Origin of the sequence: Christiangramia crocea, assembly GCF_022410465.1 — a bacterium.
Lineage (GTDB): Bacteria > Bacteroidota > Bacteroidia > Flavobacteriales > Flavobacteriaceae > Christiangramia > Christiangramia crocea.
In genome coordinates, this window is the sequence record NZ_JAJSON010000009.1 from 133190 (window position 1) to 157090 (window position 23901).

The following is a 23901-nucleotide window of genomic DNA, read 5'->3' on the forward strand; positions in this document are numbered from 1 at the left end:
AAAACAAAATATTATGAAAAATAATAGAAGAAACTTTCTACGCGTATCAGGTCTGGGAGGACTGGGTCTTGTAAGTAGTGGCCTAATTGGTTGTAAAGAGACTACTAATGAGTTTCTAGCTTCAACCCCTACATCATCAAGAAGCCAACGTTTTAATATGTCTGGTTACGCTGCTCCTAAACTTGAAACAGTGAGAATGGGATTTATTGGTTTGGGAATGAGAGGTCCAGGAGGGGTGGATGCAATGAGCAAGATTGAAGGAGTTGAAATAAAGGGAATTTGTGATCTAAGACCAAAGGAAGTCGAAAAAGTCCAGAAAATGCTGGAAGACACCTCTCACAATCCAGATTCCTATTCAGGAAGTGATTATGCATGGAAAGAAATGGTAGATCGTGACGATATAGATTTAATTTATATTGCAACTCCCTGGGATTGGCATGTTCCTATGGCCGTTTATTCTATGGAAGCAGGAAAGCATGTCGCCGTAGAAGTTCCGGCAGCCAAAACCATAGATGAATGTTGGGAATTGGTTGAAACGTCAGAGAAAACAAAAAAGCATTGTATGATGCTCGAGAACTGCTGTTATGATTTTTTCGAGTTACTGACATTAAATATGGCAAGACAGGGATTCTTTGGAGAGATCATACATGGAGAAGGGGCCTATATTCATGATTTAGTAGACCTTAATTTCAGTAAAGATGGTTATGAAGATATGTGGCGTTTAAAGGAAAATTATCAACGAAATGGGAACCTTTATCCTACTCATGGTCTCGGTCCAATCTGCCAGGTTATGAACATTAATAGAGGAGACCAGATGGATTATTTAACCTCTTTATCAAGCAACGATTTCACAATGGGTAAAAGGGCCAAAGAACTTGCCTCGGAAGATGAGTTTTATGAGCCTTTTGCAGGAAAGAGTTACAGAGGTAATATGAACACCACCATCATAAAAACTAAGAATGGAAGAAGTATAATGATACAGCATGATGTTTCTTCTCCACGACCTTACTCGCGTATCCACCTTTTGAGTGGAACCAAAGCTATAGCGCGAAAATGGCCTTCTCCAAAAATTGCGTATGGACATGAATGGATATCTGAGGATGAAATGAAAGTACTCGAAGAAAAGTATACTCCAGAAATAGTAAAAAAGGTGGGAACGATGGCAAAAAAAATAGGGGGCCACGGAGGTATGGATTTTATTATGAGATGGAGGTTGATAGACTGCCTAAGGAATGGCCTACCGTTAGATCAGGATGTGTATGATGCAGCATTATGGAGCTCTATTGCTCCACTATCTGAGGAATCAGTTAAAAATAGAGCTAAATCTGTGGACGTCCCTGATTTTACCAATGGGGCCTGGAAAAAAAATAAACCGGTTGATATCTCTTTGGCTAAAGGCGGCAATACCAATGTGCTTTTAAACGGTAATTAGTAGTACTGGAGCCCTGATTTTAAATAATTTAAAAGATTGTATATGTATTTTAAAAATAGCATTTCAAAAGTTCAAATAGGGTTAATACTCATTATTACCACGATAAGTTCCTGCCAAAGCCAAAGCCAAAAGCCAACCAGTCTTTTTAATGGAAGAGATTTGAGTGGTTGGCATGTTGACGTTCCTAAGATGGATACTATCCCAAATGCGAAGAATCCTTTTATAATTAGAAATGAAATGTTAGTTAGTCTTGGTACTCCGAGGGGCCATCTTATTACTGACAGTATTTATAAGAACTATCGATTAGCCGTGGAATATCGTTTCCCAGGAGAGCCCGGAAATTGTGGTGTTTTAGTACATGCGTCTACCCCTAGAGCCCTTTATAGTATGTTTCCAAAATCAATAGAAGTACAAATGCAACATGGAGATGCTGGTGATTTTTGGGTCATTGCAGAGGATATTGAAGTTGATAATATGGTTGAACGAAGAGGCCCTAAGGCAGAATGGGGTGGTACAGAGGGTAAAAAACGTAGAATAGTTAACCTTACTGATAATTCCGAAAAACCTTTAGGTGAATGGAATGAAATGATTATTGAATGCGTTAGAGATGAAATAATGGTTTGGGTAAATGGTGATTTGGTCAATTACGGGTATAATGCCACAACAAATCATGGCCATATCGCTTTACAGGCTGAAGGATCTGAAGTTGAATTTCGAAAAGTAATTCTTACACCAATTAATGAATTATCCAAGAAGGTGAAATAAATTTAAAAACATAGGTATTCTATATCAAAGATTTAGTTTTAATAAAATTAATTGGATTTATATAAAAATGACATGAATGCTTTTCATTTTCGAAAACTGGAAAGCATTTACAGAAATCTTATAATTTAAAATTAATATTTAGAACATGGTTATTTTAAATCGATTCCTACTTCTTTTGTTTCTTATAATATCTTCTCCGATTTTTTCTCAGGATGGAGAACTACAGGATTTCACTCAAACTATAGGGGGTACCGATATGGTAATAGAAATGGTCGCTATTCCTGCAGGTAAGTTTATTATGGGAAGTCCGGAATCCGAAGAAAACAGAAAATTAGATGAAGGTCCGGCTCATTTAGTACAAATGAATTCTTTTTGGATTTCGAAATACGAGATTACCTGGGATATTTATAATCTTTTTGTGCAACGAGAAATAGATAACATTGACGTTAACTCAACCGGGAAGGAATTAAACTTAGATGTTGATGCTATTTCAGGGGCAACCATTCCCTACGTTGACATGAGTTTGGGTATGGGAACAAGTTCCGGGTTACCTGTTGGCAACGTTACACAGTTTGCAGCATCGCAATTTTGTAAATGGCTTTCTGCCAAGACCGGTCATTTTTATAGATTACCCACAGAGGCAGAATGGGAATATGCAGCACGGGCCGGCACCACAACAGCCTATCATTTTGGGAATGACTCAAATAAATTGGATGCATATGCCTGGTCGTATGAGAACAGTGATAACACCTATCACACTGTGGGTAAAAAAGAACCCAATCCATGGGGGCTTTATGATATGTATGGGAATGTTGCGGAATGGACCCTGGACCAATATGACCCTGAAATTTATAAATCAATAAAAGACACTTCCGTATCGCCATTAAATGTTTCATTAAAAACCAATTCTCATTCTATAAGGGGTGGTTCCTATCGTGACGAGGCAGAATATCATAGAAGTGCTTCTCGATTGGGATCTACTGAAAATTGGAAAATGAGAGATCCTCAGTTTCCTAAGAGTAAATGGTGGAATACTGATTCCCCATTTGTAGGATTTCGTATTGTTAGAGATCCTAGGGTGCCAAATGATACTGAATTAAAGAAATATTGGGGCGAGTAGCCTATAATCTTAAAACAACACGATGAAAACTTCAAAAAGTAAAACAATTTTAGGTTCTGATACATCCCGAAGAGGATTTTGTAAAAATACAGCTCTTTTTAGTGCAGGTATGCTATTGCCTGGTATGGAAATAAGCGCTATGGCAAATGTTTTTAATGATAAAAAATTAAAATTAGCGGTAGTAGGTTGTGGTGGCCGTGGGACAGGCGCCGCCAACCAGGCTTTAAAGGCTGATGAAAACATAGAACTGGTTGCTATGGCTGATGCTTTTGAGGATCAGTTGGACAATAGCCTATTTAACCTGGAAAAAGAGTTTGAGGGTACAAAAAAAGTTAAGGTGAAAGATGCCCATAAATATGTAGGACTGGATGCGTATAAAAAAGCTATTGATCAGTCAGATGTTGTTATTTTGGCAACTCCACCGGGTTTTAGACCCTATCACTTTGAATATGCAATCAATGCGGGCAAACATGTATTTATGGAAAAACCGGTAGCAACGGATGCTCCAGGTATTCGTAAAGTATTGGATATGGCCAAGATTGCTAAAGAGAAAAAACTGAACGTAGTGGTAGGACTGCAGCGACATTACCAAAATAATTATCTGGCTATTGCCGAAAAAATAAAGCAAGGAGATGTTGGTAAAATAATGTCCGGACAAGTTTATTGGAATAGTGCAGGTGTTTGGGTACGACCAAGACAGGAAGGACAGACAGAATTAGAATATCAAATGCGTAACTGGTACTATTTCAATTGGCTTTGTGGAGACCATATTCTGGAACAGCATATCCATAACATTGATGTGGCAAACTGGTTTATTGGAGAATACCCTATTTCCGCACAAGGTATGGGAGGTAGATTAGTTAGGACGGGTCCGGAACATGGTGAAATTTTTGACCATCATTTCGTAGAATTTAAGTATCCTAGTGGTGCGGTCATTGCAAGTCAATGTCGTCATCAACCAGGGACTTGGTCTAAAGTTGGCGAAAACTTTCAGGGAACCAAAGGCAGTATTGAAATGAATGATGCTGGTGCTGCTAGTATAATTGGGCTGAACGGTGAAAAATTGTACGACTACCGCAATCAAAATGATCCAAATCCGTATCAAGTGGAGCACAATAGACTGTTTGCCTCAATACGTAACAATGAAGTAATTAGCGATGCGGAAAACGGTGCAAAAAGTACTATGACAGCCATCATGGGTAGGATGGCTACTTATTCAGGAAAAGTCATTATGTGGAAAGATGCCCTGGCTTCTGAAAAATTGTTGATGCCTAGCGAAATTACCTGGGATTCCACCCCGCCAAGTGTACCGGGAACAGATGGTTTATATCCTGTACCTAAGCCAGGGGAAACCGAAGTTTTGAGCTAGCATTTTTGTAAGGTTTTTTTAGAGGCTATGTCCGCCATATAGAAAAGGGAAATTGGTATATACTTACCTAAATGGGATCATACGCATTTTTTTGGCTATTTTGCCATGTATGATGTTTAAAAATGCGGGCAGGATCCCACTCTAAATTCTGTCATGGATTGTATTATATTGTGTCCAGGCGAGGAAACCTTTACATAAGTTTACCTTAGTAGAATTTAATAGGAATACTTGATTAATTGGAGTTTAAACCGTTTTAAGTAACTGTTCTACCCCGAATTTATAAGGATTGCCTAATTGTATTTTTTCAGAAGTTCCCAGTTCCACTTATTGTTCTGATAAACCAGAAGTTTTAAAGCAAAAATATTGTAAGAGCTTTATGGATATTTAGTACAATAATATATTCCAAGAAATTGTTGTTAATGATTCCGTATGTTTTTTGCAGGTGATTATAGGTTTATCTTAGTTTTATATTATTGAGGATATGTCCTCCAATAGCCTTCCCCTGAGATAAGCCTTTTACTATAGCAGGACGATAATGGATACCTCCATATAGTCGACTTATTGCCGCTTCTTCGGCAGCTTGATTAAAGGATTCATAGCTTCGTTTAGGAAGACCATATGGTACTTCGGTCGAATCTATGAAGGCATACTGAGCACTTACCAATTCGGTTAATACAGTAGCTGATGCCATAGATGCTACGCTGTGTCCCGAAGTATGTTCGGGAAAAGCAGGCGTTTGTAATATAGGCTCCCAGTTAGGATCTATATAAGTATTTATATAAGTTTCAGGCCTAATAAGGTTACTTTTATATTTTTGATCCCAGCAACTTATGAATGCATCGGCTAAAGTAATACTAACCACTGCTAGGATTCCCTGCTTTTCAGAAAGACTTCCTTCTAGATCTTCCATGGCTTGGGTGGTTATATGCATCCAGTGTCCACCTGGAGATATCTTTTGCTTGAAATACATTACATGTCCCTGGGTAACAGAAATATTGGGGTTGCAGTCCCAAAATTTTGCAATATCTACCTGATCCGGACTTAATTCTTTTACAGTGGAATATACTTCCATAGCCTCCTCATAAAACTTGCTGCCTTCATTTGTATCAAAGGGGGTTGGAGGTCCGGGGTCAAATTGTTGAACTGAGTCTAGCACAAATGGCCGCAATGTGTTCCAATGGGGCTCAATGGCATCCATATAGCCAGGAGGTGTTGGACGCCAGCGACCTGGATCATCTGTCACACTATATAGGGGAAGAGCGGTTCTTTGATTATACCCATCCTCTTTGGCCCATTGTAGAATATGTTTGCCTATTGTCTTTCCAAAATTAACAGAGTTTTTATATACTTCTTGATCTATACCTATTTCCTGAACATCATTTAGCAATTTCTTCTGTATTTCTTGGACTCTTTCTAAATCAAAAACCAGGGATTGTGCTACTTCCGTGAAAGCAACAATTGAAACCAAGGGATAGTAATAAGCTTTGCCTTGTTCAGGAGTCGGGAGATTTTCAAGTTCGTTTAGCTGGCTAGCCAATGAAAGATTAAGAGAATCTTGAAACTTGATTCCTTCGTATGCAGCAATATTTGCATATGCGTAAATACGGCTGGCCACTGGAGGTGTAAAAATATCCCCAACAATGACATCCGTTAATTTGTGATTATACTGCATTGGGCTACTTTGAAAATAGGTATCCAACTTTTCTTTATTATATTCATTTTCGCAAGAACTAAAAATAAATGCTATTGCAAAAAAGGAACTAATATATCTCTTCATCATTATAAATAATTTTTATATTTCCTTTCCTATCCTGTAGTTTAATTGTTTGTATATTTTTATTCAAATTTATACTCCTACTGTTTTGTGATAAATAACCGGACCCAAAATAGAATTCTGTTTTATAGCTTTCGCCATTTTTTAAGATAATTTCAGCACTTATAATTTCATCAGAAACTTCGATGTTTTTCAGATGATTATCACTGTTGTTCGTTTCAAAGATTTTTAAAGGGCCATCATTATTTGCTGAAATAATGTAGCTCCCGCCGCCCACCTTGCTCAATTGCGACAATGCACTGGCATCCATATCATTTAAGAAACCACTATGTTTTATAGACATAGTTACAAATCCCCCGTTACCGTCGCCTTTAAGTAAAATGCCCTTAATAGCGTCATATCTGCCGGTTGATACTTCTGTAGTATATGAGTTTCCTGTAAGGAGCGCATCTAACCGACCGTCACCATCAAAATCGTCAACAAGGATACCTTCTATTGGTCCCGTTTGGCAATTTATTGGTAAAGGTTTCAATAAGAATTTCCCGTTTCCTTGATTCTGCATATATGAACTTTCAAAATTTTCACTTTTAACAATATAGGCACCTTGCAGTTCTTCTGGTAAAAATGCTTCATCAAAGGTCACATTAGCATATGACTCATAGGTTTTAAAACGCGCTCTCATAGCATTGATCTGGCTTATAATTTCATCTCTTGAGTGTACCGGATATTCCTCATCGCCAATATAACAACTCATTATTGGATCTATTTTTCCATCCTTATCGAAATCTTTAGCATAGACACTAACGGGTTTTTCTTCAGAAGCCGTATATCTACTATTGAGGCCAAGATTTCCAAGTAAATAATCAATATCCCCGTCACCATCAAAATCTCCACCAGCAATACTGTTCCACCAACCATTGGTGTTAGAAAGACCATTTTCATCTGGATTTACATAAACCAATTTTCCATGGTCATTGTGAAATATTGTAATGGGCATAAATTCACCAGTTACAAGAAGGTCTGTCCATCCATCATTATCATAATCTGACCATATCGCACTGGTTACCATAGTAAGTTTATCCCAATTTTCTATAGAGTTGCTTATATCAACATAGTTAAGCTTACCTGTAGTAGTGTCAGATACATTTTCTAAAAGGAAACTTTTAGCAGGCATGGGATAAGAGCCAGGATTTACTCTACCACCAATAAATAAATCAAGGTCTCCATCATGGTCGTAGTCTGAAGCGGTGACAAGTGACCCACTGGCAGTAATTTTAGGTAATTCCTGGAATCTTGTAAAATTACCGTTACCATCATTAAGGTACAAGCGATCTTGATAAAGGGCTGGTTGATTTCCTGAGGAAACTCCACCACTAACTACATATAAATCTTGATCTTGATCACCATCAGCATCAAAGAAAATTGATCCCATATCTTCGTATTCGGGTTCTGATTCAAACGAACCTGATTCTAATAAGCCCTTAGAGTTTTGTAAAAACAATTTACCTGGAGATCCTGCTGCACCACCAATATAGAAATCTTCTATTCCGTCATTATTAGCATCACCTACGGCAATACCTGGTCCATTACGGGAATGCATATGTGGTAATATAGACTGCATCTTATAATCTACCATTGGATCTTCTTTATGCTGATAACTAATTCCAATTGAATCAGTAATATCACGAAACAAAGGAATTGTCTTTATTGTGTCTATTTTACCCTTGACTTTCTCATGTGCCAAAGATTGCTTGAGGGTTATCAACTTATTGGCTGGGACATTGGTAAGTAACTGATAACGGTTGTCCGGCCAGGTAATTTCAAGAGAATCAATGAGCGAGTGTTTTCCCAATCCAAAATGAGCTGTATGGTCAACTGAAGATTCATAACCCCTGCTAAGATAATGTTCATAGTACTGGGTGGCACTATGTGTCGTTATTTTAACGTGAGCTCCAATTCCTTCCAGATTTCCATTTTCACCTTTAAACTGAATACGTAAATAATTACTCTTATTTCGTTCATTTGCAGTGTTCTCATACAAAAAGGCCGGTTGATTAACATTATTCACTAATAAATCTAAATCTCCATCATTATCCAGATCAGCATATGCAGCTCCATTTGAACAACTTGGAGAATTTATACCCCAATCTTCCGAAACATTTTCAAAGGTTAAATTACCGGTATTTCTATAAGCATAATTAGCGATCTTGGCGGGAGGCAATTGGTGTATTGACTTAAGTTTTCGCTTCTTTTTGGTTTCGGCATCACCCAATGGATTATCATAAATATTTTGGTAATGGATATAATCCAAGTTGCCCAAATCCCGTAAAAAACCATTGGTCACATACAAATCTTTAAAGCCATCATTGTCATAATCGGCCAAAAGTGGACTCCAACTCCAGTCAGTACTGCTTATGCCCGCCATAAATCCAATTTCACTAAATTCTCCAGCTCCCATATTGAGCTGTAGAGTATTACGACTGTATTGTGGGTCATAACCGGCTTTCAACATCATTTGAAATCGGTCGTATCCAGATGAGGATATAATCAATTTTTGTCGTTTATTATCTTCGGGTCTCATGTCCAGAACCACAATATCAGTTTTGCCATTATTGTCAATATCTGCCACATCATTACCCATTCCTGCGTAGGAGGTATGGTTTATATTTTCGCTAAGTTTGTTTTTAAAAGATCCATCTTTCTGGTTAATATAAAGAATATCATTTCCTATAAAGTCATTGGAGATGTAAATATCTGGCCAACTATCATTATTGATATCAGTTATACCAATCCCAAGTCCGTATCCCTCTGTGAGGATGCCTGCAGTATTGGTTACATCTATGAATTTACCATTGCCTTCATTTCGGTAAAGACGGTCATTGCTTACAGATTCACCATTAAGTTGTCTAGGTTTACTAATGTTGACATGCTGTTCATAGGCAGCTGGATTTACAAGTAGGTACATATCCAAATCCTGGTCTTTGTCATAATCAAAAAATGCTGCTTGCATGGATTGCCTGGTATCTGCCAAACCATATTCCGCTGCCTTTTCTACAAATGTCAAATCACCATTATTTATATACAATAAATTTGATCTTTCGGAAACATTACCACCTCCAGATACACACACATAGATATCTAAATAGCCATCTTGATTTATATCTACCATTGTAACTCCAGTACCCCAACTAGAATTAAGGATTCCTGCCTTTTCACTAATATCTTCGAATTTAAGTCCTCCTTTATTAAGAAATAGCCGTCCAGGAACCATGTTCCCACTGAAATAGACATCTGAAAGGCCATCATTATTTATATCACCCACAGCAACCCCGGCTCCTGTATAAATATTCATGAATTGAAAAACGTTAACACTATCATTCTCAATAATAGTGTTAGAAAATTCAATGCCAGTATCATTAGGTGAAAGCAACCTAAACAATGTAGGATCCTCATGTCGACAAGATGACAAGATCGTGAAAAACACTATTAAAAGAATAATATGTGAATAAGGTCTTTTCATTTAGTTATAGAAATTTCATGTTCATTACCCTTGTTGTCAATTATGATTAAGGAACTTGCATCTTTTGGGATTGGAAGTGCCAAACTAGGTTGCGATAAATATCCCGAAGATCTAGAGAATTCAAATTTCTGGAATGAATTATCGGGGTACTTAATTATAGCTCCAACCTCATTTTGTTTGGGATAATAAGTATTTTGTGAGGGGCCATCATATTCCAAAACGGCCATAGGGCCATTGTTAATACCGGCCAATATCAACTCTTTCTGCCCCGATCTAAGGTTAACGAGGGATTTTGCGTCTCCTTTTACAAAGAAACCACTTTCTCTAGATTCAATAGGGGTTAAATTTCCTTTGCCATCACCTGCTAAAAACCACCCTATTGATGCATCATATTGACCTGAAAATACTTCTCCACTATAAAAGTTTCCCACAGCCAGCACATCTAAATGATTGTCATTATTATAATCTCCCACAATTGTTCCATACATGGGCGAAATTTGAGCCATTTTTGGTAATGGAGATAATTTAAATTTGCCATTGCCTAAATTTTCTAAATAGCTATTAGCAAAGGTTTGACTTTTGACAACATAAGCATCTTCTAATTCCTGCTTAAGAAACGTTTCCTTAAATGTAACCTCGGCATAATCTGTATAATTTCTGAACCTTCCTCTCATGGCATTGATTTGCTTTATCAAATCATTCCTGGAATGTCCAATATAATTCTCACCATTAATATAATAGCTCATTATAGGGTCAATCTGTCCATTTTTGTCATAGTCTTTGGCATGGATTCGAAGAGGTTCGTCTATACTTACATTATATCGGTTATTGAGGCCAAAATTTCCAAGTACATAATCCACATCACCATCCTCGTCAAAGTCTCCGGAGTTAATGCTGTTCCACCAGCCATAACTATTTTTCAAAACTCCATCTCCTGCTATTTCTTTTAAAACCCCTTTATTGTTCTGAAAGATACGTATGGGCATGAACTCTCCAACTACTATAAGATCGGGCCAATTATCGTTATTAAAATCTGTCCATAACGCTGCCGTGACCATTCCCAATTCATTTAGTATAGAGTTACTATTGTCTTCCGAGAAGTCAATTTTTCCAGGTTTGCTCTTATTATTGAGGAGCATGCTTTTAGGGATCATGGGATATTCACCAGGGCGAACTCTCCCACCTACAAATATGTCCATCAATCCGTCACGATCGTAATCTGCCGCTGTTACTACAGAACCGCTAGTGTTATTTTTAGGCAGGGCTTCTATTCTGGAATACTTACCGGTGCCGTCATTTTCATAAAAGCGATCCTCATAAAGTTTACTGTCTTTGCCAAAACTGCTTCCTCCACTAACAACATACATGTCCTGATCACCATCGTTATCAGCATCAAAAAGTAAAGAGCCCATATCTTCATATTCGGGATCTTGAAAATCAATTTTAGTAAATTCTCTATTCTGCTGCTGTACCAGAAGAGCTCCGGCTTGTCCAGCTGCACCTCCAATGAAACAATCTTCGAGGCCATCTCCGTTGATATCCCCTACAGAAAGACCCGGTCCATTTCTTGAGTGCATATGCGGCAACAATGGTTGAACTTTAAAATCTACAAAATTATCTTCACGATGAGTAAAATCTAATGAGGTACTATCTTTTAGATGGAAATTTTTTTTGAGAACACCTTCGGTATTTAATCTTTTGTCTCCCCATTCTTCAGCATTCTTATGGCTTAGTTGATGCTCCTTCCCGGCAGGAATATTTTTTATCAATTGCTTTTTTCCATCAGGCCAGGTAACAATAACAGTATCAATTCTCTTGATATTACCTAGCCCGAAGTGAATACCAGGTTCAACGGAAGACAGATAACCTCTATAGGGTGTATTGTAGCCGAACTGTTTTTTCCCATCGTAGCGGATTTCAACTTTACTTCCAAGTCCATTAATATTTTCAGATGTTCCTTTGAACTTAAATTTAATATAATTTTTTAATGGATTTTTGTCACTTTGGTTCTCGAATAATCCGGCAGGATCATCAATGTTATTTATAACAAGGTCTAAATCACCATCATTATCAAAGTCGCCATATGCCATACCATTTGAATAAGTGGGCTCCTTTATACCTGCTTCGTCAGTATTATTTTCAAATCCTAAATCACCGGTATTTCTATAAAAATAATTCTTTATCTTAATTCCAGGTAGTTTGTTTAACTCCTTGAGTCTTTCTTTTCTATTGGCTTCTTCGGTACCCATGGTAAGAATCCTGTTTCCATAGACCATAAAATCTAAATTGGTTATATCCTGTCTATAGCCATTGGTAACAAATAAATCTCTGAACCCGTCCTGGTCAAAATCTGCAAAGAGAGCACTCCAGCTCCATTCGGTGGCAGAAATGCCTGACAATTGACCAATTTCACTAAACGAGCCATTACCATTGTTTAATTGAAGTGTATTCCTAATATATTGGGGTTGATATCCATATGATTGTCTGGTTTGAAATGCATCATAATTGTTTCCCATCATGGTGAGTTTTTGCCGTTTGTTGTCTTCTGGTAGCATATCCAGAACAACAACGTCTGATAAACCATCATTATTTATATCTGATATATCATTGCCCATACCATTGAACGTCAAATGTTCAAAATAATCACCGATTTGGTTTTTAAATGTTCCATCCTTTTGATTTATATAGAGAATGTCATCTGTAAGAAAGTCATTTGATACATAAATATCAGGCCATCCATCCATATTTAAATCACAAATTTCGACACCTAGGCCAAAACCTTCTACAAGTATTTGGGCTTCATTTGAGACATCAGTAAAAGTATTGTTCCCGTTATTTCGGAACAATTTATCTACAGAAGGAGCTTTCCCGGTCGTATCTTTTGGACGTGAGGTATTCCTATTAAAATCAACTAAGGCGTTACAGAGGAGATACATATCCAGATCTCCGTCCAGATCGTAATCAAAAAATGAAGCCTGTACAGAATAACTATCATCATTTAGGCCCCATTCTGCAGCCGATTCAGTAAATGTTAATCCTTGTCCTTTTTTACCATTGTTTATAAAAAGTAAGTTGGATCTTTCCGCACTTGTAGAACTACGAGGTCCAGCACGGCTAACATAAATATCAGGGTACTGGTCTTGATTAATGTCGACTATGGCTACTCCATTTGACCAGTTTGTGGAATTTGTATTTGATTGAATGGTAATATCTTCAAATTTCCAGTCACCAAGATTTCTATATAATTTGTTGCTAGACATATTAGCAGTGAAATAGATGTCCAACAACCCATCCAAATCAAAATCAGCAACTGCCACACCAGCACCATTATACATATACTCGAATTCAAGTACAGTTAACTTATTGGATAAAATAAGTTCATTAGAGAAATTAATACCTGTTTCCTTAGGTGTTTTTGATTTGAATAATGTATCAGGATCATTACAGGAAAAAATCAAAAATAAAAGAGTCAGAAATGGTAGTATATTATTTTTTTGTTTCTTAATTAAAGAGTAAAAACCATAATTATACATATAATTAATAAATTTCTTAGATAAGCACAATCCAATCTATATATTATATAGATTGGATTGCAAAATAAAATAAACAAAACTAACTCAACTACTAAATAATAAAATGTAGATTTATATTAATTTAATATCCGGGATTTTGAACTAACAAACCACCAGAACGTTCAATTTCTGTTAAAGGAAAAGGAAACAGGTTTAGCTTATCATCCCAGAGAGAACCAAATACCTCAGGACCAATTCCCCATCGGATGATATCAAACCATCTATGTGGTTCAAACGCCATTTCTACTCTTTTTTCATGTCTCATTGCGGTTAACAAATCTGTTCCTGGTGCTAAATCATCTAAACCTACCCTATTTCTGATATCGTTAATTTGTTGTTCAGCAATTTCTAAGGAACCACCACCTTCTATAAGGGCTTCGGCATATAACAGCTTTAGTTCAGCAAAACGAAACCAACGTTCATTATTAAACTCTGACTGTCCGTTTGCCGAAAAGTTTCCGCTAACTCTATTTTCTTCCCCCCCATATTTTTGCACAGTTAAGTCGGTTGAGGACCAAATGGGATCATAAGGCAATTCTATCTGGCCTCCGGCATCATACGTATAATACCTATCCCCCTCTTGATATATGCCAATTTCCAATCTTGGATCACCAGGTTCAAAAGCATCTAACAAATCTTGAGTTGGCGCCCACTGACCCTGTTTTCCTCCAGGCGCACCATTACCACCTGCGTCCCAATAGTGACTTCTGGCGATCCCTTGTGAGGCTTTAAAATCTTCAGAGTGCGTGTCGTCAAAAACCCATAGATTATCATCTGAAAAAGGTCCTCCAAATTGGATTTCAAAGATAGATTCAGCATTATTTTCGCTATTAAAATAAAAGTTATCTTCATAATTAGGCATTAGCATATATGGGCCATTATTAACTACCTCTTCAAAAGCACTAATGGCTGCAGGCCAATCTTCTTTCCAAACATTTACTTTTCCTATATAAGATTTTGCTGCCCAGGATGTTGCTCTTCCAGTATTTCCACTATCCCATGATTCTGGTAAACCGGCTGCAGCATCTGTAAAATCACCTAGTATTGCAGTGAATAACTCATCCTGAGTAGCGTTTGGTAATGCCTGATCGTTTATTCCAGGAATAATCTCCATGGCCAATGGAGGGGTACCATACATTTTCAGAGCCTGAAAATGAAACCATGCACGAAGAAATTTAGCTTCTGCAGCCAATACGGTTTTATCTTCATCTGTTAACTCATTTTCGCCATCTAAACGTTCAAGTACCAAATTAGCTCTATAAATTCCCTCATAAATCTGGGTGTAGGCAGCAGCATAAGGAACATCTGCTGCTCTAACCTGCAGTGCATCTATATCCCTTGAAATTTGATCTGAATTAATAGCGTCAGCTGCAACATCATCAGTGATTACTACTGTAAGCTTCCAAAATTCACCTCTTTCAGATAAAGTTTCGGTACTCGTTCCCCAAAAATCTTGAATCGATGAATAGGATGCAAAAATAGCACCATCAAAGTCAGCTCTAGTTTTATAAAAGGTGTCAGTGGTCAACCTATCTAAAGGTTGTAAATCTAATTGGTCGTTACATGAGAATAAAGTACCCAAAAAGCAAACGATAAATATAAATTGGTTTATTTTTTTCATGATAATTTTATTATGCATACAAATTTCTTAGTTTAATTGAAGTTTACTGTCCATCCTAATTGGATAATTCTAGGTAGGGGTGAGGCTCCACCATCTTGGCCGGTTGCCAAAGTAAAATCCCCTTTTTGAAAACTCTGAGTACGACCAACCTCAGGATCATAACCTGAATAATCAGTAAAAGTCACTAAGTTTTGGCTACCTATGTAAAATCTCATTCTTGTCACAAAATCGTTTGTCCAGTTTTTCAATTTATCTGAAGGCAAACTGTATCCTACAGAGATATTCTGTAATCTTAAATATCCTGCATCTTCTACCCATCTGTCAGAAAAACGGTTATTCCCATTAGGGTCATTCACCGCCAACCTGGGATGGGAACTCGAATTGGTGGTTCCTTCACCAGTCCATCTCTCTAAAACTTGAGTGCTAAAATTTCCTTGGCCAGTCATACCTTCCAAACCAATTCTTGCTGAATTATATACCTGTTTATTGCCTACACCTCTTAGATTCATAGAAAAGTCCCATCCTTTGTATTCTGCGTTAAAATTAAATCCATAAAAGAATTTGGGAAACGGACTTCCTATTATGGTTCTGTCATTAGCATCTACGACACCATCTCCATTGACATCCACAAAACGTATATCTCCAGGGGAAGGAGTTCCATTGACATCTGGTACTGCCGCAGCAACTTCTGCTTCATTCTGGTAAAGACCATCTGTTTTATATCCATAGAAATGGCCAAGACTTTCACCTACGATAGTTCTATGTGTAGATGCACCTCCGATACCACTAATTATTGAGGGTATGGGGCCTAAATCAGTAACTTCATTTTTAACCGTAGTAAGGTTTCCGCCGAAACTATAGTTAAAATCTCCTACTGCATTCCCGTAATTAAATGAAAATTCAATACCGGAGTTCTTAATTTGTCCAATATTTGCGTCAGCAGGCAGGAAAAAACCGGAGACATAAGGCAAGGGGAATCCTAATAGTACATCATCAGTCGTTTTATTATAGTAATCGAATGTTCCTGTTAATTTCCCGTCAAAAAGGCTGGCGTCAACACCTATATCATACTGAGTACTTGTTTCCCATTTTAAATCGGAATTCGCAAACGTCGTTGGGGCCGGAGCCACAACTGTTTCCTGATTGTCGCCGATGACATAACGAACATTATTATCAATAGAACTGAGATATGCGAAATTCAGACCTGTAAATTGGTTTCCAGACTGTCCCCATCCAGCTCGGAATTTTATATCATCAAAAACACTTTCTTCCGGGAAGAAATTCTCATCTGTAATTCTCCACCCTACTGAAACAGATGGAAATACCTGCTCTCTGTTTCCAGGTGCAAATCTTGATGTTGCGTCTCTTCTTACGTTAGCAGTGGCAAGATATTTTCCTTTATAATTATAAGTTACACGACCTAACCAACCCTGCAATGTCCATAAATCTGCTTCATTTGCACCTGCTACCGTCGTTCCAGTAGCAGCAAAATTTTCATTGAATAAATCTCTTCCCTGAAGGCGTTGTTTATCATAACGGAATTTTGTTTGTTCAAACCCAAAAACCGCGCCTACATTATGACTTCCAAAAGTCTTATCATATTGAAGCGTAGCCGCACTAGTTAAAGTCAATTCTATAGGTCTTTCCGAGACTAAAAGGGATGAACCACTGCCTCCACTCAACGATGGAAGATCGCTTGTAAAATAATCTCCTACTCCAACATTATAATCAATACCTAATGAAGTTCTGGCTTTTAATCCATCGAAGATTTTAAGTTCCCCATAAAAATTACCTAAAACTTTACGTGTTTGGACTTTAGTGAAAGTATACCTTTCATCTGTAACATATAAATAATTTGTAGCTGAGCCATTTCCAACAGTTTCCTGATTTATTAAATTATATCCTAAGGGTCCATCTCCATATGGCTGATAATAAGGTGCGTTCATAGACGAACGGAACCCTGCATATATAGCCGGTTCACTTTGAATCTGCCGATCTGTTTGACTTATCAAAACCGATTCTCCAAATTTAAGCCTCTCACCAACTTCTATGTCTGAATTTGCTTTGAATGAATATCTGGTAAAGCCTTGTGCTCTTTCAATACCCTCCTGATCTAAATAACCTCCGGAGATAAAGTAAGTTGCCTTTTCATTCCCTCCACTCACTGAAACATTATGATTTTGAACGAACCCAGTTTTAAAAATAAGGTCTTGCCAATCAACATACGGTTGTCCTCTAAATTGAGAGAGATCAGTTCCAAGCTCACTTTGAATATCGATGTACTGATCAACATTCAGAACATCTATTTTATCTCTAACGCTTGCAAAGGAAGTGTAGCCATCATATGTTACCCTGGCATCCCCCCTTTTACCTCTTTTCGTCGTTACAATAATAACCCCATTAGCTGCCCTAGCCCCATAAATGGCCGTAGATGCCGCATCCTTCAAAATATCAATAGATTCAATATCATTAGAATTCAAACCTGCTAATGGATTAGAGTCTGTAGTTGAAGAAGTATTAACAGTAATATTGGTAGTTTGAACAATCGGTACACCATCTATTACCCATAAAGGATCATTAACTCCAGGTGTTCCAACTCCACGAATTCTTACACTTATTGGTGCACCGGGATCTCCACTACGATTCGTAATATTGACTCCTGATACCGTTCCTGCTAATGCCTGGTCAGGACTTGTAATTGGTTTTGTTACAATTTCGGATGCCCCTATAGAAGATACCGCACCAGTCAAGTCAGCTTTTCGTTGCGTTCCATACCCAACCACTACAACTTCTGACAATGCATCGGCATCTTCAGACAATGTTACATTAATGGTGCTTCTGCCATCTATAGGGATTGTCTGGCTTTTAAACCCGACAAATGAAAAAACCAAAGCATTATTACCCTCAGGAACGCTTATAGTGTAATTTCCATCAAAATCAGTTACTGTACCAATATCGGTGCCTTGGACAATGACATTTACACCGGGAATACCGCCTGAGGCATCTGAAACCTTACCCGTAACGGTCGTTTGAGCATAAGCGTGGGAAGTCCCTAAGGACACCAGAGCAAAAAACGCTATTAAAAACAAATTCTGCTTATAGCATTTAAAGGGAGTTTTAATCATAATAAATCTGGTTTAATTAGTTGGTTACTTTTTTGTATACCTTTTATTTACTTAGTATTCCTTTAAAAAAAATTCTCTTCTCTTTAAATACATCGAAATGTATTATGTTAATAAGTATTAAAAATTAGCTTAAGTCGTGTATTTTTCAAATTTTTTTTGACCAAAAAGGAAAAAAATTTTGTCTATTTAACAAATTATTATAATAATCAAAAAACAATTATACAAAAATTATTAAATCTTTCCTCTTTTTTTTCCTTTTTTTTATCTTTTTTTTCCTTTTTATAGTGATGGTATTACTTGGCTATAAAAAAGTTAGTAGATAGTAACCCCTTTAACGACTCTTGAAATAGCTCCTGTTGTGGATGGGGAATCTGGTTGTAGTTTCAAGTGTATTGATTTATAGAAGCTTAATAATTGTCCAAACAAAATATAACAAATTGAAAGATATTCTTCTTCAATGTCTATTGACTGATCAATCTTTAGCTCAATTAGTTCATCAATCATTGGAATATCAAGGGGTTTTGTTGTAATACCAATTTGCTTTAATGGTTTTTTGCCAACTCCCATACTTTTGACGAGATCTAATTCATAACGAATCACATCCTTTCTGTTTGAAAAATAATAAACTAATAATGTTTCCTCATTTACTACAGCTTTAGGTCCGTGGCGGAATCCTAGATAGGAGTCATTTTTACAGATTACAGAACCATCTGTCAATTCCTGTAATTTAAGATGTGATTCCATTGCGGTGCCAAAAAGTGGTCCTGAGCCTAGAAAAACGGCTCGTTTAAATTCTAACGAAACTGTTTTTTTAATTTCATCTAACTTATTAAATAACAGTTCATTACCATACGATACTAAAGCTTGAACGGTTGATTCTAGATTCTCAATATTTTTGAAATCACTAAACAACAAGGCTGTTAAAAGCATTCCCGAATAACTACCTGTCATTGCAAGACTTTTATCGTTAGATTCAGGTGGCAAAAGAAGGGTTAAGTGTTTGTTTTTTGAAGAGTATTTGGCTAAATCACCTTGTTCGCTACAAGTTATAATAAGATGAAAACATTTATCGATATAATTGTCCGCCAATTTTATTGCGGCAATGCTTTCGGGACTATTTCCAGATCTTGCAAAAGAAATCAGTAAAGTTGGAGTTTTCTTATCTAGATAATCATGTGCATGTGAAACCAAGTGAGTGGTAGGTATTGAGAGTGTGGTTATTCCTGTATTTCGCTGCATTGCCCCTTCAACAGAGTGCCCTATGTAAGAACTTGTTCCCGCACCAGTCAAAATTATCTTTTTAGTATTTTTTAAAATTAGATTTTGAAAGGAACTTATGTTTTTTTTCTCCTTAACAAGTTTATGGAAGATTTTAATCCACAACGCTGGTTGTCCGGATATTTCTTTGGCAGTATCAAGACCTCCCATCACTTTCAACTTAGCTTCTTCAATATCAAGATATTTCATTTGCTGACTAAATTATGATATAAATTTTTCTTTAACTTTCAAAACCTTATTTTACAAATATATAAAACCTTCTTTAAGTTTCGTTATCTAATTTTATTTATTTGTTATTCTAATCATAAATAATATGTTATTATATTAGCCTCAAAATATTGTAAATCCCTAAAAAAAATGCAGGATCCCAAAAAGAAGCGGTCCACGGTTGAACGCCGTAAAAAAATATTGAACATGCTCGAATTGAATGGGCAAGTTTTCGTACATGAGCTTAGTGAAGAGTTCGGAGTTAGTGAGGTTACTATTCGTAATGATCTTGAATTATTCGAGTCAAAGGGTTTTCTTATCCGTTCAAGGGGTGGAGCCATGATCATTGAAAAAACGGTGGGGATGGATTTTCACTTATCTGATAAGGACAAGATTAATTATTCTGAAAAAATACGGATTGGAAAAAAAGCCGCAGAGTTAGTGAATTCAGGGGAAACCATAATTTTAGATTCTGGTACTACTACCATGGAAATTGCTAAAAACCTTAATTCAAATAAATCTGTAAATGTAATAACGAATGCCTTAAATATAGCTAATGAACTACTTAAAGGTCCAAATATTAACATTATAGTGCCAGGAGGAACATTGAGAAGGAATTCACATTCTTTAGTTGGTCCATTAGCTGAAAAAAGTGTAAGGAATTTCTACGTGGACAAGGTTTTTCTTGGTGTGGATGGATTTGATACTACTGAAGGTGCTTTCACTCCAAACATTGAGGAAGCATCTTTAAATCAAATAATGATTGAAATTGCAAAAGAGGTGATTTTAGTGGCCGACTCTAGCAAATTTAAAAGGAGGAGTCTTGCATTTATTTGCCCGCCACATAAGATTGATATTGTCATTACAGATGAGAAAATAAGTAAGGAAGACCGAAATTTTTTACAAGATCAAAATATACAGCTTATTATTGCTTAAAGTAAAAATCTATTGATCGAAAAACTTAGGTGTATAATTAGAATACCAAGTAGTGATATAGGTATGATTCCAAATAAACCTTTTTGGCTTTAGTACTTTTTTGAATCATACCAGGGTAGTCTTTGAAAAACTCCAATGATATGAGGGAGGTTAAAAAAACAGCATGAAAAAAGAGAATTCAATCAAAGAATATCTTTCTTCAATTATAAGCTGTATCAACCTTTAAGAATCTTGTTTCACATAAAATTTTTCTATACTTAAGCCAAAAAATTCCTGGAATTTACGGTTAAGATGAAGGCTTGAAATTCTATCTCTCCGGCTACTGTTCCATCAATTCAATTCATAATAAAATTCAGACCTGAATTTAAATTTATTTGTATTAATCATAGGCATAGGGGTTTTTTAAACAAATCACTAAGCATCCTTGTATGGAAAGATGTATCCCAGTACTGGGTAAAGGTAACCTTCGGTTAATTTCACTCTTCCCTGAAAGAAGCGTTTTCAGCAGTTGTTGTTAGAGCAGATTTAATGATGGCTTTATAAATGTAAGATTCACTGCTTTTATTTAGATGTATTAAGGAATATGCTGAGCAGCTTTTTAATTTGGATACGACTTTAATAAATTTTACCTAATAAGCATAGTTTTTAATTATTATCATTTAAAAGTTATAAGTAAATATTATCGTAAATTTAATGAGTTAACCAATTAAAACTTTCCAAAAAATGTCACACAACAATCATTCGAACAATTCAGATAGTCATAAGGTCTGGGAAGTAAACGAATCGAGCAAATGTCCATTTATGGGCGGAGCAACAAAATTTACTGCCGGAAGCGGAACCTCTAATCGCGACTGGTGGCCCAATTCATTGAATTTAAAAATTCTCCGTCAGCATTCCTCTCTTTCCGATCCTATGGATGAGAATTTTAACTATGCAGAAGAATTCAAAAAGCTGGATCTTAAAGCTGTAAAACAGGATCTTTTGGAACTTATGACCGACTCCCAGGACTGGTGGCCTGCAGATTACGGCCATTACGGTCCGTTTTTTATCCGAATGGCATGGCATAGCGCCGGTACATACCGTATCGCTGATGGTCGCGGTGGTGGGGGCTCAGGTTCCCAGCGCTTTGCACCACTTAACAGCTGGCCTGATAATGCGAACCTTGATAAGGCACGATTATTACTGTGGCCAGTAAAGCAAAAATATGGTAAGAAACTTTCATGGGCAGATCTTATGATCCTGGCCGGAAACTGTGCCCTTGAATCCATGGGTCTTGAAACTTTCGGATTCGGTGGAGGCCGTGAAGATATCTGGGAACCCGAAGAAGATATTTACTGGGGTTCTGAAGGAGAATGGCTGGGTAATAAGGAACGTTTTGCTAAAGGGGATAAACTTGAAAATCCGCTTGGAGCCACTCATATGGGACTAATCTATGTTAATCCTGAGGGTCCTAACGGAAACCCTGATCCTGTGGCCGCGGCCGATCATATCCGTGAAACCTTCGGGCGAATGGCGATGAACGATTATGAGACAGTAGCTCTTATTGCTGGCGGACACACCTTTGGTAAGACCCACGGTGCGGCTGATGCCGAAAAATATGTGGGAGCCGAACCGGCAGGAGCTACTATAGAAGAGATGGGACTTGGATGGAAAAACTCATTCGGTAGTGGTAAAGCTGGAGATACCATTACCAGTGGTATTGAAGGTACATGGACCAAGACACCTACCAAATGGAGCATGAACTTCTTTGAGAACCTGTTTGGATACGAATGGGAATGTATCAAAGGTCCGGGCGGAGCTTATCAGTGGCAACCTAAAGATGGTGCTGGTGCGGGTACAATTCCAGATGCACATGATTCCTCGAAGAGTCATCAGCCATTTATGCTGACTACTGATCTTTCCCTGAAGATGGATCCCGAATATGAAAAGATCTCAAGACATTTCTATGAGAACCCAGATGAGTTTGCCGATGCCTTTGCACGTGCATGGTATAAGCTGACTCACCGTGATATGGGGCCGATATCAAGATATTTGGGGCCGGAAGTTCCCGATGAAGAACTTATATGGCAGGATCCTGTTCCTGCTGTTGATAATGAACTGATCAATGATCAGGATATTTCCAGTTTAAAATCTAAAATTCTGGATTCAGGACTTTCTGTTTCCCAACTGGTAACTACTGCATGGGCTTCAGCATCTACCTATCGTGATTCCGACAAGAGAGGTGGAGCAAATGGAGCGCGCATTAGACTTGAGCCACAGAGAAACTGGGAAGTGAATAATCCTCCTCATTTACAGAAGGTGCTGCAAAAACTGGAGAGTATTAAAGATGATTTCAATAATGCACAATCGGGTAACAAAAAAGTTTCTCTAGCCGATATTATTGTTCTTGGCGGAAGTGCTGCTATAGAGAAAGCTGCGAAGGAAGCAGGTCATGACCTGAGCGTTCCTTTTACTCCCGGCCGTACGGATGCGTCCCAGGAACAGACAGATGTGGAAGCCTTTGAACCATTGGAACCACAGGCAGACGGTTTCCGCAATTATCTGAAGCGAACAGAAAAAATAACTACTTCGGCAGAAGAAATGATGGTAGACAGGTCTCAGCTTTTAAAACTTAGTGCGCCTGAAATGACAGTCCTGGTGGGGGGTATGCGTGTACTTGGTGCTAATTATGACGGATCTGATCATGGCATTTTTACCGATAGGCCCGGAGTGTTAACAAACGATTTCTTTATGAATCTGCTGGATATGAATACAACCTGGAAGGCGACTTCAGATGACCAGCTGGTATTTGAAGGTAAAGACCGTAAAACAGGTGAGGTGAAATGGACCGGAACCCGTGTCGACCTTATCTTTGGTTCCAATTCAGAGCTTCGCGCCCTGGCTGAAGTCTATGGCTTTAAGGATTCGCAGGAGAAATTTGTAAAAGACTTTGTGAAAGTCTGGACCAAGGTGATGAACAGTGATCGTTTTGATCTTGATTAGTTGAAAATTCAGTCTTAATTAAGAAGAGGCTGTCTAAAAAATCGATCAAGCCGTCATTACGAACGAAGTGAAGTAATCTTTCCTTTGATTACCAATTTTTAAGGATTGCTTCGTTCCTTGCAATGGCAGGTTAAGAATTTTTTTAGACAGCCTCTTCTATTTCGGATACTCTCCTGGTGAATTTATTTAAATAGGTACTT

The 23901-nt window shown here is 37.5% G+C and carries 12 protein-coding genes; 6 read left to right on the plus strand and 6 right to left on the minus strand.

Features of this window, described 5'->3' with window-relative positions:
• The first annotated feature begins 13 nt into the window (after positions 1–13).
• The 4 genes from LU635_RS03210 to LU635_RS03225 all read left to right on the plus strand — a co-directional run bounded on the left by LU635_RS03210 (position 14) and on the right by LU635_RS03225 (position 4686).
• On the plus strand, positions 14–1432 hold the full coding sequence (locus tag LU635_RS03210) for a Gfo/Idh/MocA family protein (RefSeq protein ID WP_240096122.1): 1419 nt from the start codon (positions 14–16) through the stop codon (positions 1430–1432).
• Positions 1433–1474: 42 nt separating this feature from the next.
• Positions 1475–2197 (plus strand): 3-keto-disaccharide hydrolase, encoded by a 723-nt coding sequence (locus tag LU635_RS03215; RefSeq protein WP_240096124.1) that lies wholly within the window; start codon positions 1475–1477, stop codon positions 2195–2197.
• 175 nt (positions 2198–2372) lie between these two features.
• Positions 2373–3317, plus strand: a complete 945-nt coding sequence (locus LU635_RS03220) for a formylglycine-generating enzyme family protein (RefSeq protein WP_240096126.1) — start codon at positions 2373–2375, stop codon at positions 3315–3317.
• Between the two features lie 22 nt (positions 3318–3339).
• Positions 3340–4686: a Gfo/Idh/MocA family protein gene (locus LU635_RS03225; protein WP_240096128.1), complete on the plus strand. Its 1347-nt coding sequence runs from the start codon at positions 3340–3342 to the stop codon at positions 4684–4686.
• A 454-nt stretch (positions 4687–5140) separates the two neighbouring features.
• Here LU635_RS03225 and LU635_RS03230 read toward each other — a convergent pair whose 3' ends face one another.
• From LU635_RS03230 to LU635_RS03255, 6 genes are all read right to left on the minus strand, one after another.
• Positions 5141–6466, minus strand: a complete 1326-nt coding sequence (locus tag LU635_RS03230; protein WP_240096130.1) for a vanadium-dependent haloperoxidase — start codon at positions 6464–6466, stop codon at positions 5141–5143.
• Positions 6447–9980 (minus strand): VCBS repeat-containing protein, encoded by a 3534-nt coding sequence (locus tag LU635_RS03235; protein WP_240096132.1) that lies wholly within the window; start codon positions 9978–9980, stop codon positions 6447–6449. The genes LU635_RS03230 and LU635_RS03235 overlap by 20 nt, the downstream gene beginning before the upstream one ends.
• A complete protein-coding gene (locus LU635_RS03240; RefSeq protein WP_240096134.1) occupies positions 9977–13438 on the minus strand; it encodes a VCBS repeat-containing protein in 3462 nt (1153 codons plus the stop codon). Before LU635_RS03240 ends, LU635_RS03235 begins: the two co-directional genes overlap by 4 nt.
• A gap of 196 nt (positions 13439–13634) precedes the next feature.
• On the minus strand, positions 13635–15173 hold the full coding sequence (locus LU635_RS03245; RefSeq protein WP_240096136.1) for a RagB/SusD family nutrient uptake outer membrane protein: 1539 nt from the start codon (positions 15171–15173) through the stop codon (positions 13635–13637).
• Positions 15174–15205: 32 nt separating this feature from the next.
• Positions 15206–18262, minus strand: a complete 3057-nt coding sequence (locus LU635_RS03250) for a SusC/RagA family TonB-linked outer membrane protein (protein WP_240096138.1) — start codon at positions 18260–18262, stop codon at positions 15206–15208.
• 348 nt (positions 18263–18610) lie between these two features.
• Positions 18611–19765, minus strand: a complete 1155-nt coding sequence (locus LU635_RS03255) for an SIS domain-containing protein (protein WP_240096140.1) — start codon at positions 19763–19765, stop codon at positions 18611–18613.
• A gap of 168 nt (positions 19766–19933) precedes the next feature.
• Here LU635_RS03255 and agaR point away from each other — a divergent pair, with 168 nt between their 5' ends.
• Positions 19934–20719: a transcriptional repressor AgaR gene (gene agaR / locus LU635_RS03260; RefSeq protein ID WP_240096142.1), complete on the plus strand. Its 786-nt coding sequence runs from the start codon at positions 19934–19936 to the stop codon at positions 20717–20719.
• Between the two features lie 723 nt (positions 20720–21442).
• On the plus strand, positions 21443–23701 hold the full coding sequence (gene katG, locus LU635_RS03265) for a catalase/peroxidase HPI (RefSeq protein WP_279343854.1): 2259 nt from the start codon (positions 21443–21445) through the stop codon (positions 23699–23701).
• Positions 23702–23901: the final 200 nt, after the last annotated feature.

Bases quoted from the DNA above. Each gene is read 5' to 3' on its own strand.
- LU635_RS03210 (WP_240096122.1), top strand. From the start codon at position 14: ATGAAAAATAATAGAAGAAACTTTCTACGCGTATCAGGTCTGGGAGGA.
- LU635_RS03215 (WP_240096124.1), top strand. From the start codon at position 1,475: ATGTATTTTAAAAATAGCATTTCAAAAGTTCAAATAGGGTTAATACTC.
- LU635_RS03225 (WP_240096128.1), top strand. From the start codon at position 3,340: ATGAAAACTTCAAAAAGTAAAACAATTTTAGGTTCTGATACATCCCGA.
- LU635_RS03230 (WP_240096130.1), bottom strand. From the start codon at position 6,466: ATGATGAAGAGATATATTAGTTCCTTTTTTGCAATAGCATTTATTTTT.
- LU635_RS03235 (WP_240096132.1), bottom strand. From the start codon at position 9,980: ATGAAAAGACCTTATTCACATATTATTCTTTTAATAGTGTTTTTCACG.
- LU635_RS03245 (WP_240096136.1), bottom strand. From the start codon at position 15,173: ATGAAAAAAATAAACCAATTTATATTTATCGTTTGCTTTTTGGGTACT.
- LU635_RS03255 (WP_240096140.1), bottom strand. From the start codon at position 19,765: ATGAAATATCTTGATATTGAAGAAGCTAAGTTGAAAGTGATGGGAGGT.
- agaR (WP_240096142.1), top strand. From the start codon at position 19,934: ATGCAGGATCCCAAAAAGAAGCGGTCCACGGTTGAACGCCGTAAAAAA.
- katG (WP_279343854.1), top strand. From the start codon at position 21,443: ATGTCACACAACAATCATTCGAACAATTCAGATAGTCATAAGGTCTGG.